The organism is Streptomyces sp. NPDC056527, from assembly GCF_042794475.1.
In the GTDB taxonomy this organism is placed as follows: Bacteria; Actinomycetota; Actinomycetes; order Streptomycetales; family Streptomycetaceae; genus Streptomyces.
Map to the genome: position 1 here is coordinate 163,120 of NZ_JBHTTQ010000001.1, position 16,064 is coordinate 179,183.

13 protein-coding genes are annotated in these 16,064 nt (G+C 70.6%); 10 read left to right on the forward strand and 3 right to left on the reverse strand.

The window, feature by feature from the left end:
* Window positions 1-38: 38 nt before the first annotated feature.
* The 5 genes from ACFQ7Q_RS00815 (at window position 39) to ACFQ7Q_RS00835 (ending at window position 6,620) form a co-directional block, all read left to right on the forward strand.
* The gene (locus tag ACFQ7Q_RS00815) at window positions 39-1,145 is read left to right on the forward strand and encodes an NAD(P)H-dependent flavin oxidoreductase (RefSeq protein ID WP_383547868.1); all 1,107 of its coding nucleotides are present in this window, start codon (window positions 39-41) and stop codon (window positions 1,143-1,145) included.
* A complete protein-coding gene (locus ACFQ7Q_RS00820) occupies window positions 1,145-2,695 on the forward strand; it encodes an acyl-CoA synthetase (protein WP_383547871.1) in 1,551 nt (516 codons plus the stop codon). Before ACFQ7Q_RS00815 ends, ACFQ7Q_RS00820 begins: the two co-directional genes overlap by 1 nt.
* A gap of 71 nt (window positions 2,696-2,766) precedes the next feature.
* The gene (locus ACFQ7Q_RS00825; RefSeq protein ID WP_383547873.1) at window positions 2,767-3,792 is read left to right on the forward strand and encodes an aldo/keto reductase; all 1,026 of its coding nucleotides are present in this window, start codon (window positions 2,767-2,769) and stop codon (window positions 3,790-3,792) included.
* 87 nt (window positions 3,793-3,879) lie between these two features.
* Window positions 3,880-4,974 carry a calcium:proton antiporter gene (locus tag ACFQ7Q_RS00830; RefSeq protein WP_383547875.1) on the forward strand — a complete coding sequence of 365 codons (1,095 nt, stop codon included), beginning with the start codon at window positions 3,880-3,882 and terminating at the stop codon, window positions 4,972-4,974.
* A 146-nt stretch (window positions 4,975-5,120) separates the two neighbouring features.
* Window positions 5,121-6,620: a fatty acyl-CoA synthetase gene (locus ACFQ7Q_RS00835; protein WP_383547878.1), complete on the forward strand. Its 1,500-nt coding sequence runs from the start codon at window positions 5,121-5,123 to the stop codon at window positions 6,618-6,620.
* Between the two features lie 30 nt (window positions 6,621-6,650).
* Here the strand turns inward: ACFQ7Q_RS00835 and paaK are convergent, their stop codons facing one another.
* Complete coding sequence (gene paaK / locus ACFQ7Q_RS00840; protein ID WP_383547881.1) at window positions 6,651-7,940, reverse strand: phenylacetate--CoA ligase PaaK; 1,290 nt, start codon at window positions 7,938-7,940, stop codon at window positions 6,651-6,653.
* Window positions 7,941-8,101: 161 nt separating this feature from the next.
* Between paaK and ACFQ7Q_RS00845 the strand changes: the two genes are divergently transcribed.
* From ACFQ7Q_RS00845 to ACFQ7Q_RS00860, 4 genes are all read left to right on the forward strand, one after another.
* Window positions 8,102-8,917: a DUF4239 domain-containing protein gene (locus tag ACFQ7Q_RS00845; protein WP_383547883.1), complete on the forward strand. Its 816-nt coding sequence runs from the start codon at window positions 8,102-8,104 to the stop codon at window positions 8,915-8,917.
* Window positions 8,918-9,075: 158 nt separating this feature from the next.
* Entirely contained in the window at window positions 9,076-10,509 is a 1,434-nt protein-coding gene (locus tag ACFQ7Q_RS00850; RefSeq protein ID WP_383547886.1) for a family 2B encapsulin nanocompartment shell protein, read from the forward strand.
* A gap of 71 nt (window positions 10,510-10,580) precedes the next feature.
* Window positions 10,581-10,745, forward strand: coding sequence for a hypothetical protein (locus tag ACFQ7Q_RS00855; protein ID WP_383547889.1), 165 nt, complete (start codon window positions 10,581-10,583; stop codon window positions 10,743-10,745).
* Window positions 10,735-11,520 (forward strand): GNAT family N-acetyltransferase, encoded by a 786-nt coding sequence (locus tag ACFQ7Q_RS00860; RefSeq protein ID WP_383547891.1) that lies wholly within the window; start codon window positions 10,735-10,737, stop codon window positions 11,518-11,520. Before ACFQ7Q_RS00855 ends, ACFQ7Q_RS00860 begins: the two co-directional genes overlap by 11 nt.
* A gap of 31 nt (window positions 11,521-11,551) precedes the next feature.
* On the opposite strand, the gene ACFQ7Q_RS00865 is transcribed toward ACFQ7Q_RS00860, so the two are convergent.
* Window positions 11,552-12,358, reverse strand: coding sequence for a pentapeptide repeat-containing protein (locus ACFQ7Q_RS00865; protein ID WP_383547893.1), 807 nt, complete (start codon window positions 12,356-12,358; stop codon window positions 11,552-11,554).
* A gap of 98 nt (window positions 12,359-12,456) precedes the next feature.
* Here ACFQ7Q_RS00865 and ACFQ7Q_RS00870 point away from each other — a divergent pair, with 98 nt between their 5' ends.
* Entirely contained in the window at window positions 12,457-14,040 is a 1,584-nt protein-coding gene (locus ACFQ7Q_RS00870) for an alpha/beta fold hydrolase (RefSeq protein WP_383547896.1), read from the forward strand.
* A gap of 265 nt (window positions 14,041-14,305) precedes the next feature.
* Here ACFQ7Q_RS00870 and ACFQ7Q_RS00875 read toward each other — a convergent pair whose 3' ends face one another.
* Window positions 14,306-15,931, reverse strand: coding sequence for an acyl-CoA synthetase (locus ACFQ7Q_RS00875; RefSeq protein WP_383547898.1), 1,626 nt, complete (start codon window positions 15,929-15,931; stop codon window positions 14,306-14,308).
* Window positions 15,932-16,064 lie beyond the last annotated feature (133 nt).

Below are 16,064 nucleotides of genomic sequence, written 5' to 3' on the forward strand. Positions count from 1 at the left end.
TCTTCCCTCGGCCGTTCCGCTGCGGCATCCTGCCGCCCATGAAGACGGAGCTGAGCCAAAAGCTGGGGATCGAGCACGCCATCTTCGGCTTCACACCCTTCCCCGCGGTGGCCGCCGCCATCACCAGAGCCGGCGGATTCGGCGTCCTCGGCGCGGTGCGCTACACCGCCCCCGACGATCTCGCGCGCGACCTCGACTGGATGCAGGAGCACACCGACGGCCTGCCCTACGGCCTCGACGTCGTCATGCCCGCGAAGAAGGTCGAGGGGGTGAGCGAGGCCGAGGTCGAGGCGATGATCCCGGAAGGGCACCGGGAGTTCGTCCGCACCACCCTCGCCAAACACGGCGTCCCCGAACTCGCCGAAGGCGAGGCCTCCGGCTGGCGCATCACCGGCTGGATGGAGCAGGTCGCCCGCAACCAGCTCGACGTCGCCTTCGACTACCCCATCAAGCTCCTCGCCAACGCCCTCGGCTCCCCTCCCGCCGACGTCGTCCAGCGCGCCCACGACCACGACGTCCTCGTCGCGGCCCTCGCCGGCAGCGCCCGGCACGCCCGCCACCACGCCGAGGCAGGCATCGACATCGTCGTGGCGCAGGGCTACGAGGCCGGCGGCCACACCGGCGAGATCGCCTCCATGGTCCTGACCCCCGAGGTCGTCGACGCCGTCTCCCCGCTGCCCGTCCTCGCCGCCGGCGGCATCGGCAGCGGCGAACAGATCGCCGCCGGGCTCGCGCTCGGTGCCCAGGGCGTCTGGCTCGGCTCCCTCTGGCTCACCACCACCGAGGCCGACATGCACTCCCGCGCCCTGACCGCGAAGCTCCTCGCCGCCGGCTCCGGCGACACCGTCCGCTCCCGCGCGCTGACCGGCAAGCCCGCCCGCCAGCTGCGCACCGAGTGGACCGACGCCTGGGACGACCCGGACGGCCCCGGCACCCTTCCCATGCCCCTGCAGGGGCTGCTGGTCGCCGAGGCCGTCTCCCGTATCCAGAAGTACGAGGTCGAGCCGCTGCTCGGCACCCCCGTCGGGCAGATCGTCGGCCGGATGAACTCCGAGCGCAGTGTGCAGCAGGTCTTCGACGAGCTCACCAGCGGGTTCGAGAAGGCCATCGACCGCATCAACCGCATCGCCGGACGGAGCGAGTGATGAGCCAGCCCCCCAACGGTTTCTGGTCCCAGGCCGCCGCCGACCCCTCCCGTACGATCCTCATCGCGCCCGACGGCGAGGAGTGGACGGCCGGACGGCTCCACGCCGACGTGAACCGGCTGGTCCACGGATTGCGCGCGGCAGGTCTGGAGCGAGGAGACGTCTTCGCCGTCGTCCTGCCCAACGGGGTCGAGTTCCTCACCGCCTATCTCGCCTCCGCACAGGCCGGGTTCTATCTCGTCCCCGTCAACCACCACCTCGTCGGGCCCGAGATCGCCTGGATCGTCGCCGACTCCGGCGCCAAGGTGCTCATCGCCCACGAGCGGTTCGGGCCCGCGGCGACGGCCGCCGCCGACGAGGCGGGCCTGCCCGCGACCCAGCGCTACGCCGTGGGCTCCGTGGACGGCTTCCGCCCCTACGCCGAACTCCTCGAAGGACAACCGGAGTCGGCCCCCGAGAACCGCACCCTCGGCTGGGTCATGAACTACACCTCCGGCACCACGGGCCGCCCCCGCGGCATCCGCCGCCCGCTGCCCGGCAAGCTCCCCGAGGAGACGTACCTCGGCGGCTTCCTCGGCATCTTCGGGATCCGGCCCTTCGACGGCAACGTCCACCTCGTCTGCTCACCGCTCTACCACACGGCCGTGCTGCAGTTCGCGGGCGCCGCTCTGCACATCGGCCATCCGCTCGTCCTCATGGACAAGTGGACCCCCGAGGAGATGCTGCGCCTCATCGACGGCCACGGCTGCACCCACACCCACATGGTCCCGACCCAGTTCCACCGGCTGCTCGCACTGCCGGAGGAGGTGCGGAGCCGGTACGACGTCTCGTCCATGCGCCACGCCATCCACGGCGCCGCTCCCTGCCCCGACCACGTCAAGCGGGCGATGATCGACTGGTGGGGGAGCTGTGTGGAGGAGTACTACGCGGCGAGCGAGGGCGGCGGCGCCTTCGCCACCGCCGAGGACTGGCTGAAGAAGCCCGGCACGGTCGGCAAGGCCTGGCCCATCAGTGAGCTCGCCGTCTTCGACGACGACGGCAACCGTCTCCCGCCCGGCGAACTCGGCACCGTCTACATGAAGATGAGCACCGGCGGCTTCTCGTACCACAAGGACGAGGCGAAGACCGCGAAGAACCGCATCGGCGACTTCTTCACCGTCGGCGACCTGGGCGTCCTGGACGAGGACGGCTATCTCTTCCTCCGCGACCGCAAGATCGACATGATCATCTCGGGCGGGGTCAACATCTACCCCGCCGAGATCGAGTCGGCGCTCCTCACCCACCCCGCGGTCGCCGACGCCGCCGCCTTCGGCATTCCGCACACCGACTGGGGCGAGCAGGTCAAGGCCGTCGTCGAAGCGGCCGAGGGCCACGAGCCGGGCGAAGCGCTCGCCGCGGACATCCTGGCGCACTGCGAGGAGCGCCTCGCCGGCTACAAGCGCCCCAAGTCGGTCGACTTCATCACGACCATGCCCCGCGACCCCAACGGCAAGCTCTACAAGCGCCGGCTGCGCGAACCGTACTGGGAGGGCCACGAGCGTCCGCTCTGAGCCGCCTCCTTCCTGGGTCACGTACAGTCGAACTGTCGTATGTACCGGCCCAGGAAGGTGTGTTTCCCGCTGTGCGCTACCGACTCTTCGGCCGTACCGGCCTGCGCGTCTCCGAACTGATGCTCGGTGCGATGACCTTCGGCGAGGAGGGCGGTGTCGGCGTCTCGCCCGAGGAGTCCCGTCGGATCGTCGATCTGTACGCCGAAGCCGGCGGAAACGCCATCGACACAGCGGTCAACTACCGGGGCGGCGAGAGCGAGAGGATCCTCGGCGAGGTGCTGGCCGGGCGCCGCGACCGGTTCGTCCTGGCGACGAAGTACACCGTCACCCGCGACGCCACCGACCCCAACGCCGGCGGCAACCACCGCAAGAACCTCGTCCTCTCCCTGGAGACCAGCCTCAAGCGGCTTCGCACCGACTACATCGACATCTACTGGGTCCACATCTGGGACCGGCACACGCCGATCGAGGAGACGATGGGCGCCCTCGACGCCGCCGTGCGGTCGGGCAAGGTCCTCTACGTCGGCATCTCCGACGCGCCCGCCTGGGTCGTCTCCCGAGCCAACACGCTGGCGGAGTGGCGCGGCTGGCAGCCCTTCGCGGGCCTCCAGGTGCCCTACAGCCTGCTCCAGCGCGACATCGAGCGGGAGCTTCTGCCGATGGCCGAGGCGTTCGGCATGAGCGTCACCGCCTGGAGCCCGCTCGCCGGCGGAGTCCTCTCCGGCAAGTACACCCGGCCGGGTGGACCGGGTGCCTCCGCGCGGCTCTCCGCCGACTCCCTCTCCGACCGGGACCGCGCCGTGGCGCGCGCCGTGCAGGACACCGCCGACGAACTGGGTGTGACACCCTCGCAGGTCGCGCTCGCCTGGGTCCGCTCCCGCTCCCGGGCGGTCCTGCCGATCCTCGGCGTCCGCTCGGCGGACCAGCTCAAGGACAACCTCGGAGCACTCGACGTGACGCTGCCCCAGGAGAACGTCGAGCGTCTGGAGGCGGCGACGGACTTCACGCGTGGCTTCCCCCACGACTTCATCGACGGGACCAGCCCGTGGGTGTTCGGCGACAGCTTCCCCAGGCTCGACGGGCGTCGGTTCGGCTGAGCGCGTCGCCCCCGGAGGGCCCGGCAGCCCAGTAGCCCCATAGGCCCGCAAGTGGGCGAATGTCTCCTATATGGCAGGATGCAGGGCATGAGTTCGAGCGTGGGACTGACACGGCAGTGGACGACGTGGGGACCGGTCCTGGCGGCCGTGGCCCTCGGGCTTACGTGGGGACGTGATCTGCCCGGCTTCGTCGTCGGGATCATCGCCGCCTGTCTGTTCGCCGCCGTCCTGGCCGCCGTCCACCACGCCGAGGTCGTCGCCCACCGCGTCGGCGAGCCCTTCGGCTCGCTCGTCCTCGCCGTCGCCGTCACGGTCATCGAGGTCGGACTGATCGTCACTCTGATGGCGGGCGGCGGCGAGAAGACCTCCACCTATGCCCGGGACACGGTCTTCGCCGCCGTCATGATCACCTGTAACGGCATCGTCGGACTCTCGCTCCTCGTGGGCGCCCTGCGCAATCGTGTCGCCGTCTTCAACGCTGAAGGCTCCGGCGGCGCCGTCGCCACCGTCTGCACCCTCGCGACGATGACCTTGGTCCTGCCGACCTTCACGACCAGTCATGCCGGCCCCGAGTTCACCGGCGCCCAACTGGTCTTCGCCGCCGTCGCCTCCATCTGTCTGTACGCGGTGTTCGTGGCCGTCCAGACCTTCCGGCACCGGGACTACTTCCTGCCCGTCGCGCGCGAGGGCCAGGAGTCCGAGGACGACCACGCCGATCCGCCGACCGACCGGGAGACCTGGGCGAGCCTCGGCCTCCTCGTGCTGGCACTCGTGGCCGTCGTGGGCCTGGCCAAGATCATCTCGCCCACCATCGAGGACGGCGTCGAGTCGGCCGGACTGCCCAAGGCCGTCGTCGGCGTGATCATCGCCCTGATGGTGCTGCTCCCCGAGACCCTCGCCGCCGTGCGAGCCGCCCGCCGGGACCGGATGCAGACCAGCCTCAACCTCGCCTACGGCTCGGCGATCGCCAGCATCGGCCTGACGATCCCGGCGATCGCGCTCGCCTCGATCTGGCTGTCCGGGCCCCTGGTCCTGGGCGTCGGGGCGGTCCACATGGTCCTGCTCGTGCTCACCGCCGTCGTCAGCGCCCTGACCGTGGTGCCCGGACGGGCGACCCTGCTCCAGGGCGGCGTCCATCTCTCGATCTTCGCGGCCTTCGTCTTCCTGTCGTTCAGCCCGTGAGTCCGGGCGGCCCCTGAGGTCGTACGCCTGGGCTCTTACGGGCTTCGCGGTGCTCCGTCGTGTCCCGCGTCGCAGGGGCTTCGGTCCGAAGCGCGGAGCCCGGTCAGGTACTTGACCCGCCGTCCGCCGCCGCCGAGGATCCAGCCATGGAACGACTCCTCACCCGGACCGTCGACGGCGTCCTGCGCATGAGCGCGCAGCGCTACCCCGAGCGGATCGCCGTGCGGTACGGCGACCGCTCCTGGACCTACGCGGAGCTGGACGCGGCCGTGACCACCGCGGCCGCCGTACTGCGGGAGCGGTACGGGCTGGCAGGGCGGGCCCGTGTCGCGACCTACGCGCACAACTCCGACGCCTACCTGATCGCCTTCCTCGCCTGCTCCCGCGCGGACCTGATCCATGTCCCGGTCAACCACCACCTCACCGGCGAGGACCTCGACTACATCCTGCGCCAGTCCGGCAGTTCGCTCGTCCTCGCCGACCCCGCACTCGCCGAGCGGGTCCCGGCCGACCTGACCGTACGGGCGCTGCGGGACACCGAGGACTCGTTCCTCGCGGCGCTCACCGAGCCGGACACGTACGACACCGAGCCCGACGCCCGCGAGTACGTCCAGCTGCTCTACACCTCCGGGACGACCGCGCTGCCCAAGGGCGCCCGGATGACGCACCGGGCCCTGGTGCACGAGTACGCCAGCGCCATCGAGGCGCTCGACCTGCACGAGGACGACAAGCCGGTCCACTCGCTGCCGCTCTACCACTCCGCGCAGATGCACGTCTTCCTGCTGCCGTACCTGGCTGTGGGCGCCGAGAACACCATCGTCGACGGGCCCGATCCGAAGATGCTCTTCGACCTGATCGAGGCGGGCCGCGCCGACAGCTTCTTCGCGCCGCCGACCGTCTGGATCGGGCTCTCCAACCACCCCGAGTTCGCGAGCCGCGACCTCTCCCGTCTTCGCAAGGCGTACTACGGCGCCTCGATCATGCCGGTGCCCGTCCTGGAGCGGCTGCGCGGCCGGCTGCCCGCGCTGCGCTTCTACAACTGCTTCGGGCAGAGCGAGATCGGTCCGCTCGCCACCGTCCTCGGCCCCGACGAGCACGAGGGCCGGATGGACTCCTGCGGGAAGCCGGTCCGCTTCGTCGAGGCCAAGGTCGTCGACGAGCGCGGAGAGGACGTCCCGGACGGCACCCCCGGCGAAATCGTCTACCGCTCACCGCAGTTGTGCGACGGCTACTGGGACAAGCACGACGAGACCAAGGAGGCCTTCCGGGGAGAGTGGTTCCGCTCCGGCGACCTGGCGGTGCGCGACGCGGAGGGGTACTACACGGTCGTGGACCGGGTGAAGGACGTCATCAACTCCGGGGGAGTGCTGGTCGCCTCCCGCCAGGTGGAGGACGCTCTCTACACCCATCCGGGCGTCGCCGAGGTGGCGGTCGTGGGCCTGCCCGACGAGCGCTGGATCGAGGCGGTCACCGCCGTCGTCGTCACCAGGTCCGACGTCACCGAGGCCGAACTCCTCGCCCACGCACGCGAGAAGCTCGCCCACTTCAAGGCCCCGAAGAAGGTCCTGTTCGTGGACGAGCTGCCGCGCAACGCCAGCGGGAAGATCCTCAAGCGGGAGCTGCGCGACCGCTTCGCCGTTTCCTAGCGGTCGCGCCCGGCCGGGTCCCGGCGGTGGTCAGTGCTCGCCGCGCAGGTCCACGATCCGCTTGATCTTGCCCACGGAACGCTCCAGCGTCTCGGGGTCGACCACCTCGACCCCGACCGAGACCCCGATCCCGTCCTTCACCGCCTGCGCGATCGCCCGGGCCGCCTCCGCACGCTGGTCGGGGGTGGCGTCGGGCCGTGCCTCGGCCCGCACCGTCAGCGCGTCGAGCCGCCCCTCCCGGGTCAGCTTCAGCTGGAAGTGCGGGGCAACAGCCGGCGTACGCAGCACGATCTCCTCGATCTGGGTGGGGAAGAGGTTCACCCCCCGCAGGATCACCATGTCGTCGCTGCGGCCGGTGACCTTCTCCATCCGCCGGAACACCCGCGCCGTGCCCGGCAGCAGCCGGGTCAGGTCCCGGGTGCGGTAGCGGATGACGGGCATGGCCTCCTTGGTGAGCGAGGTGAAGACCAGCTCGCCCTCCTCGCCGTCCGGCAGTACCTCGCCCGTGATCGGGTCCACGATCTCCGGGTAGAAGTGGTCCTCCCAGATGTGCAGCCCGTCCTTGGTCTCCACGCACTCCTGCGCGACACCCGGGCCCATCACCTCCGAGAGCCCGTATATGTCGACGGCGTCGAGGGCGAACCGCTCCTCGATCTCCTGCCGCATCGCCTCCGTCCACGGCTCCGCGCCGAACACGCCGACCTTGAGCGAGGTGGTCCGCGGGTCGATGCCCTGGCGCTCGAACTCGTCGAGCAGCGTGAGCATGTACGAGGGCGTCACCATGATGACCTCGGGCTCGAAGTCCTGGATCAGCTGGACCTGGCGGGCCGTCATGCCGCCGGAGGCCGGGATGACCGTACAGCCGAGCCGCTCCGCGCCGTAGTGCGCGCCGAGTCCGCCGGTGAAGAGGCCGTAGCCGTAGGCCACATGGACCTTGTGGCCGGGCCGGGCCCCGGCCGCGCGCAGCGAGCGGGCGACCACGTCGGCCCAGGTGTCCAGGTCGCGTTCGGTGTAGCCCACGACCGTCGGCCGGCCGGTGGTGCCGCTGGAGGCGTGGATGCGCCGGACCTCGGACTGGTCGACGGCGAACATGCCGAAGGGGTAGTGGTCCCGCAGATCCGTCTTGGCGGTGAACGGGAAGCGGGCGAGCTCCGCGAGCGAGCGGCAGTCGTCGGGGTGGATGCCCGCCTTGTCGAAGGACTGCCGGTAGAAGCCCACGTTCTCGTACGCGTGGCGCAGTGTGGCCCGCAGCCGCTCCAGCTGGAGCACCTCCAGCTCCGCGCGTCCGAGCCGTTCGCCGCTGTCCAGCAGATCCGTCATGTGCCGCCCACTCCCGTCCGCACGCCCTGAACGTCCGAAATCGGACTACCGATCATTCGGTAGATCCGTTCGAGGCCAGTTAATCCGGCCGGACCCCGGCCATGGCAAGGGGGTGACGCCGATTTTCTGATCCCGTGATCGCCCCGTTACGGTCGGTGTCCGTGACACTCTGGCTGCTCAACCACCTCGGCACCCTCACCCTCGCCCTCGTGATCGTCGGCGGCACCGTCCTCGCGGCACTCGCCGGGAGCGTGCTGCTGCGCCGCAGACATCCCGGGCTCGCCGACGGCGAGCACAACGACATGGTGGGTGTCGTCCTCGGCATGTTCGGCGCCATCTACGGGATCATCCTCGCCTTCGTGATCGTCACCCTGTGGACCCAGATGGAGAACACCCAGAACGTCGTCGCGGCGGAGGCGACCGGCGTCGCGCTCATCGTGCGGGACGCCCGCGCGTTCCCGCCCGCCGACCAGGCCAGGGTGAACGCCGCGGCGGACGGATATGTGCACGCCGTCGTCGAGGTGCAGTGGCCGCTCATGCGGGAGGGGGCCGCGGACTACTCCGTCACCGGAGCGAAGCTCGAAGCGCTGTACGACGCCCTGCAGGCGTACGAACCCGTCACCGAGTCGCAGAAGATCTTCTACGCCCAGGCCGCCTCCAAGCTCGACGACGTGGCAGGGCAGCGCCGGGCCCGGCTCACGATGGCCGGTCAGCAACTGCCGCCGCTCCTCCAGGTCCTCGCGGTCGGCGGCGCCCTGGTCATCATCCCGCTCACCTTCCTCTACGGAATGCGCAGCCGGCGCATGCAGCTGCTCTTCGTCGGGGCTGTGGCGGCGCTCATCGGCTTCAGCCTCCTGCTGGTCGTCGTGCTCGACCGGCCCTTCGCGGGGGAGTTGAGCGTGAGCCCCGCGCCGTACCAGGAAGGCGCCCTCGCGCAGTTCTGGGAGCACACCCGGGAGGGCTCCGCCGTGCGATGACGCCCGGACGGCGGAGCGCGCACGGGCGCTCGGGGGGCGCCCCCTCCGGATGAGTGCTGCGGCGCGGCCCGCCACATGCATATGGCATCGGCAACAATGCGTTACATCTGGATGCGGAGAGTGACGAGCGTAGAGATTTCCAGGAACGGAGTCAGACCATGTCGGTCGACACGGCGCAGACCGCGCCCGCCGCGACACCCGGCCCCTCCGCCGAGGTGCGCCAGATCCAGCTCAGCCTCAGCACGGCCGCCGCACGCAACCTCGCGACCACCACCAAGTCCGAACCCCAGATGCAGGGCATCAGCTCCCGCTGGTTGCTCCGCAAGCTGCCGTGGATCCACACGCCCGGCGGCACGTACCGCGTCAACCGACGCCTTTCCTATGTGGTCGGCGACGGCCGTGTGACGTTCGTGAAGAACGGCTCCAAGGTCGAGGTCATCCCGGCCGAGCTGGCCGAACTTCCCCTGCTGCGCGGCTTCGACGACCCGACGGCGCTCGGCGCGCTCGCCGACCGCTTCGTGCAGAAGGAGTACGAGCCCGGCCAGGTCATCGTGCACTCCGGCAAGAAGGCCGACCACGTCTATCTGATCGCGCACGGCAAGATCGAGAAGGTCGGTGCCGGTAAATACGGCGACGAGACCCTGCTCGGCCGGCTCGGAGACGGCGACACCTTCGGCGGCCATGTCCTCGCCGGCGACGGCAAGTGGGAGTTCACGGCGAAGGCCACGACCGCGGTGACGCTCCTGGCGCTGCCCCGGTCGGCGTACAAGGCGGTCGCGGACCAGTACGAGCACCTGGAAGCCCATGTGCGGGGCCTCCGCTCCAACGGCCACGCCCGGCCCCTCAACAAGGCGGGCGAGGCGGCCATCGAGCTCAGCGCCGGCCACGTCGGCGAGGCCCTGCTGCCCGGTGCGTTCGCGGACTACGAACTCAAGCCACGCGAATACGAGTTGAGCGTCGCCCAGACCGTCCTGAAGGTGCACAGCCGGGTTGCCGACCTCTACAACCAGCCGATGAACCAGACGCAGCAGCAGTTGCGCCTGACCATCCAGGAGCTGCGCGAACGCCAGGAGTACGAGCTGGTCAACAACCCGGAGTTCGGGCTCCTCAACAACACGGACTTCGACCAGCGGATCCAGACCCACTCGGGCCCGCCCACGCCGGACGACCTCGACGACCTGCTGAGCATGCGCCGCGGCACCCAGTTCCTCTTCGCCCACCCCCGGGCCATCGCCGCCTTCGGCAAGGAGTGCAACAAGCGCGGCCTCATGCTCGCCTCCGTCGACATGGACGGGCACGCCATCCCGGCCTGGCGCGGTGTCCCGATCCTGCCCTGCGGCAAGATCGGCGTCAGCGAGCACCAGACCTCCTCGATCATCGCGATGCGGACCGGGGAGAACAACGAGGGCGTCATCGGCCTCTACCAGACCGGGATCCCCGACGAGATCGAGCCCGGCCTCAACTGCCGCTTCATGGGGATCGACGAGAAGGCGATCATCTCCTACCTCGTCTCCACCTACTACTCAGCCGCCGTCCTCGTCCCGGACGCCATCGGCATCCTGGAGAACGTCGAGGTGCGTCCGCGCGCCTGAGCGACACGATCGAGGTCGTCGACCTGACGGCTTCGACGATCCCGTACTGGGAGCTGAGGGCCAGGTGCTCGGTGACCACCGGCATCGAGGACCCCTTCCTCACGGCGTACAAGGAAGGCAGCTTCCACTACCTGATGATCGTCGCCGATCGGATCTGGGCGCGGTGCGTCGTCGGAGCGCGGATATCCGCTTGCCGCGCTCCGACGCCGGTGCTGGAGTGGCCGCATGGATCATGAAGAGACACGCGCCCTGTACGACCGGCAGATGAGGCTGGGAGCCCGCCCCGACGGGCCCGGCTCGCGGGTGGAGCGGGACGGGGCGGTGGTGCGGCTGACAGGCCCGGCGCACGCCTGGAACGCCGTGCTGTGGTCCGGCCTCGACGAGACCGACGCCGACGCCGTCATCGCCGAACAGGTCCGTCACTTCACCGCGTTGGGGCGGCCCTTCGAATGGAAGGTGTACGGGCACGACCGCCCGGCCGACCTGCCCGCACGGCTGCTGGCCGCCGGGTTCACCGCAGAGGACCAGGAGACGCTGATGGTCGCCGAGGCGGCCACGCTCCCCACGGCCGTGGCGCTGCCCGAGGGCGTCGAGCTGGTCGCGGTCACCGACGAGGCCGGAGTGAGGCTGGTGACCGAGGTCCACGACCGGGCCTTCGGCGGCGACAGCTCCCACATCGGCCGCCAGCTGCTCGACCAGCTCGCCGGGACCCCTGACACCGTCGCGGCCGTCGTCGCCATGGCGGGTGACGAGCCGGTGAGCGCCGCGCGGCTGGAGCTGTACAGCGGCACGGACTTCGCCGGTCTGTGGGGCGGCGGCACGGTCGAACCGTGGCGGGGCAAGGGCCTCTACCGGGCCCTGGTCGCCTTCAGGACCCGGATCGCCGTCGAGCGCGGCCATCGCTTCGTCCAGGTCGACGCGGCCGACACCAGCCGCCCGATCCTCCAGCGCCTCGGCTTCACCGCACTGACGACGACCACTCCGTACGTGTACGACCCCGAAAGGGCCTAGGCGGAGTCCGGCGATCAGGGCCGGACACGTCCTAGCGGGCCGCCCAGTGGGCAGGGCGCTCGAAGCCGGCCGGGAGGCGGGTCGAGGTGTCGCCGCGGGCCGCGTTCAGCTGCGGCTGGGTCAGGAACAACGCGTCGGTGAGGTCCGCACCGGAGAGGTCGGCGTCGCGCAGGTCGGCGCCGATCAGATCGGCCAGGGACAGATCCGCGCCTGTCAGGTCGGCGGCGATCAGCAGCGATCCGCGCAGGTCGGCGCCCCGCAGCTTCGCCCCGCGCAGCCGGGCCCCGATCAGATCGGCGCCCCGGTGGCTCTTGGTCCTGCCGCCCGCCGTGGCCCGGACCAGCGCGCTGGTCTTGAGCAGCAGCGGGTTGACCTCGCCGCGGACGGGGGACACGTCCAGCTTCTCCAGCTCCGCCGCCGTGCCCTCGGTCAGGCCCTCCACCCGGGCCAGGGCCTGGCGCAGCTCGCCGTGGACCGGGCGGGCCGCGGGGAGGGCGATGGCCTCGGTGAGATAGCGCAGCAGTTCGTGGAGCTGGCGCATCACGGGGAACACCTCGTACATCTGCCGGGCGCTCTCGGGGGCCTCGCGCCACGAGACCCCGCCGAAGGTGACCTGCGAGACCTTCTGACCGGCACCGAAGCAGTCGTACACCGTGCAGCCCGAGAAGCCGCTCGGCCGCAGCTTGGTGTGGATGCCGCAGCGGAAGTCCTCCTGGAGGTTCCGGCACGGCTCGCCGGACGCCTTGTTCACCGCGAAGTCCGCGGACTTCGCGAAGGGCAGGGCGACGCAGCACAGTCCGAAGCAGTCGGCGCAGTCGCCTCGGAGGGTCTCGGGCATGGGTGAGCCGTTCCTTCGTGGGTGGGAGAATCCCACCGTATCGCGCTGTCGGCGAAATCGCTTGCGAAGATCATCCGGAGCCGCCGACGATCGACGGCATGCCCACGTTCACGACGTACGACGGAACCGAACTCGCCTATGACATGCGCGGGGAGGGCGAGACGCTGGTCTGTCTGCCCGGCGGCCCCATGCGTGACGCCGCCTACCTCGGCGACCTCGGCGGCCTCGCCGCCCACCGACGCCTGATCGTGCTCGACCTGCGCGGCACGGGCGCCAGCGAGGAGCCCGCGGATCCCGCTTCGTACCGCTGCGACCGTCAGGTGGCCGACGTGGAGGCGCTCAGGATCCACCTCGGCCTGGAGCGGATGGACCTGCTCGGCCACTCGGCATCCGGAAACCTGGCCACGCTGTACGCCGCGGCACACCCGGAGCGGGTGCGCTCCCTCGTCCTGGTCACCCCGGGCACGGGGGCCGTGGGCATCGAGATCACGGACGAGGAGTGGAGCAAGGCCGGCGAGGTGTTCGCCGACGAGCCCTGGTACGCGGAGGCGCGTGCCGCCCTGACGACGATCGGTCCCGACACCCCCATGGCGCGGATCATGGAGCTCATCTCTCCCTTCGCCTACGGACGGTGGGACGAGGCGGCCCGGACGCATGCCGCCGCCGTCCGCGACGAGGCGCACTGGGAGGCCGCGGCGGCTTACTACGCGCCCGGTGCGTTCGACCCCGGGACGACCCGGGCGGCGCTGGCCGCCGTCACCGCCCCCGTGCTGATCCTGGCGGGGGAGTACGACGGAGGGCCGTCCCCGGTGCGGGCGGCCGAGCTCACCGAGCTCTTCCCGCATGCCGAGCTCGTGGTCCAGCGCGGCGCGGGGCACTTCCCTTGGGTGGACGACGCGGGCGCCTTCGTCCGTCCGCTCGCCGCGTTCCTCGATCCGGAGGTCCGTACGGTCACCGTGGACGGGATCCGTCTCGCGTACCGGGTGTGGGGCGAGGCCGACGCCGCGCCCGTGGTCCTGGTCCACGGGCGGGGCGGGAACAGCGCCGACTGGGAGCGGATCGCGCAGGAGCTGGCCGCCGACCGTCGGGTGTACGCCGTCGATCTGCGCGGGCACGGTCTGAGCGACTGGACGGGCCCGTACGGGTTCGACGTGTTCCGCGACGACCTGCGCGGGTTCCTGAAGGAACTGGACCTCGTCGGCGCCGATGTGGTCGGCCATTCGATGGGAGGGGCCGCGGCCTACCTCCTCGCCATGGACGAGCCCGGCCTGATCGGCCGGCTGGTCCTGGAGGAGGCGCCCGTCTTCTTCCCGCTGGACCCGCCACGCGGCCATGCCGTACGCCCCGAGGGGCCCCTCGGTCTGGACTGGGACGTCGTGCTCGCGACCGATGCCCAGCTGAACGAGCCGGATCCCGCCTGGCGCGAGGGTCTCGCCGCGCTCGCGTCCCCGACCCTGATCCTGGCCGGTGGCCAGGACAGCCACCTCGTGCAGGAGCGGCTGTCCTGGATGGCCGCAAGGATCCAGGACGGCCGACTCGTCACGATCGAGACGGGCCACGAGATCCACACGTCCCGACCGGCCGAGTTCCTTGCCGCCCTGCAGGATTTCGGGATCCAGGGACCGACTTCGAACGGACCTCGTCGGAGCGGGAACGACGCGAGTGTGACCGCCGCTTCGTAGACGAGGCGACCTTCTCGTATCAGGTGTCAGCGGTTGCCGCGGCACCCCGACCAGCAGCCCACCTCCGGTGAGGAGGAGGGCCGCGCCGAGACCGGCCGTGGTGGCGTTGTCGCCGCCGGTCTCGGCCAACTGGGGTGCGGCGAAGGGAAGCGCGTCCTGTCGGCACGTCGTGCCGGTCGACGGCAGGGTGCCGTCGACGAGGGCTTCCAGCTTATGGAAACCCCTGGGGCGGGCTGTTCGGACAGCGCGCCCCAGGGGTCGGTCGCTAGGCCCCCGCGTCCTCGGCCGCCGCCACCGTGCGGGCCCAGCGGTAGTCCGCCTTGCCGCTCGGGGAACGCTCGATGCGGTCGGTGATCACCAGCTGGCGGGGGATCTTGTAGCCGGCGAGCCGGGTCCGGCAGTGGGTCTGGACGGTCTCCAGGTCGAGGGCGGGTGCCCCGGCGCGCAGCTGGACCACGGCCGCCACATGGTTGCCCCACTTCGCGTCAGGGACCCCGGCGACCAGTGCGTCGTACACGTCCGGATGGGACTTGAGCGCCTGCTCGACCTCCTCCGGATAGACCTTCTCGCCGCCGGTGTTGATGCACTGGGAGCCGCGCCCCAGGACGGTGACGATGCCGTCCTCGTCGACGGTCGCCATGTCGCCGAGGAGCACCCAGCGCTCGTCGCCCTTCTGGAAGAAGGTCTCGGCCGTCTTCGCCGGGTCGTTGTAGTAGCCGAGGGGCACATGGCCTCGCTGGGCGAGACGCCCCACCTCGCCGACCGCGACCTCCGCGTGCGTCGCGGGGTCCACCACCCGCGTCCGCTCGTTGACCTCCAGCCGGAAGCCCTTCTCCGGACCCGAGTCGTCCGTCGCCTTGCCGTTGGACCCGGATTCCGAGGAGCCGAAGTTGTTCAGGAGCAGCACGTTCGGTACGAGCGCCTGGAACTGCGCCCGTACCGTCTCCGACATGATCGCCCCGGAGGAGGAGACGCTGAACAGGGAGGAGAGGTCCGTGCCCTTGAGCGGGCCGTGGAGCGCGTCGATCAGCGGCCTCAGCATGGCGTCACCGACCAGCGACACGCTCGAGACCTTCTCCTTCTCGATCGTGCGGAGGACCTCCTCGGGCGCGTACTTGCGGTGGATGACCACCCGCTGCCCGTAGTTGAAGGCGATGAACGAGGTCAGTGTCGAGGTGCCGTGCATCAGCGGGGGAGCGGGGAAGAAGGTGATTCCCGAGCCGCCCGCCGCGACCCGCTCGGCCAGCTCCTCGGGCCGCTTGACCGGCTCGCCCGCCGGGTCGCCGCCGAAGAGCCCGGCGAAGAAGAGGTCCTCCTGGCGCCACATGACGCCCTTCGGCATCCCCGTCGTACCGCCCGTGTAGATGATGAAGAGGTCGTCCGCCGAGCGCGGTCCGAAGCCGCGCTCCGGCGAACCGGCCGCCTCCGCCTCCGTGAAGGCGGTCGAGTCGAGCGCCGGCGCGTCCTCGGGCAGGGTCCCCACCCGCACGAGGTGCCGCAGCTTCTCCGTCTGCGGCAGTGCGGCCGAGACCCGTTCGGTGAACTCGGCGTCGAAGACGAGCGCGGCCAGATCGGCGTCCCGGTAGAGGTAGACCAGCTCCTCCTCCACGTAGCGGTAGTTCACGTTGACCGGGACGATCCGCGCCTTCAGGCAGGCCAGGACGGTCTGCAGATACTCGATGCCGTTGTACAGGTGCAGGCCCAGGTGCTCGCCCGGCCGGAGACCGGAGTCGATCAGATGGTGGGCGAGACGGTTGGCGGCGGCGTCGAGCTGCGCGTACGTGAGCCGGCGCTCGGCCCCCGTGCCCGGGTGGTCGACGTACACGAGCGCCTCGCGGTCCGGGACCACGTCGACGACCGACTCGAACAGGTCGGCAAGGTTGTACTCCACCGTTCCTCCTGACTCCGCTGGTCGTCCTGGCCTGCACCGGCCGAGGCGGTCATTAGAGCGCCGACGGGCGACGGTGGGAAGAGGGTGCGCAGAAGAATCTGACTGGGTGTCAGAAAACTATTGAACTGGGCGC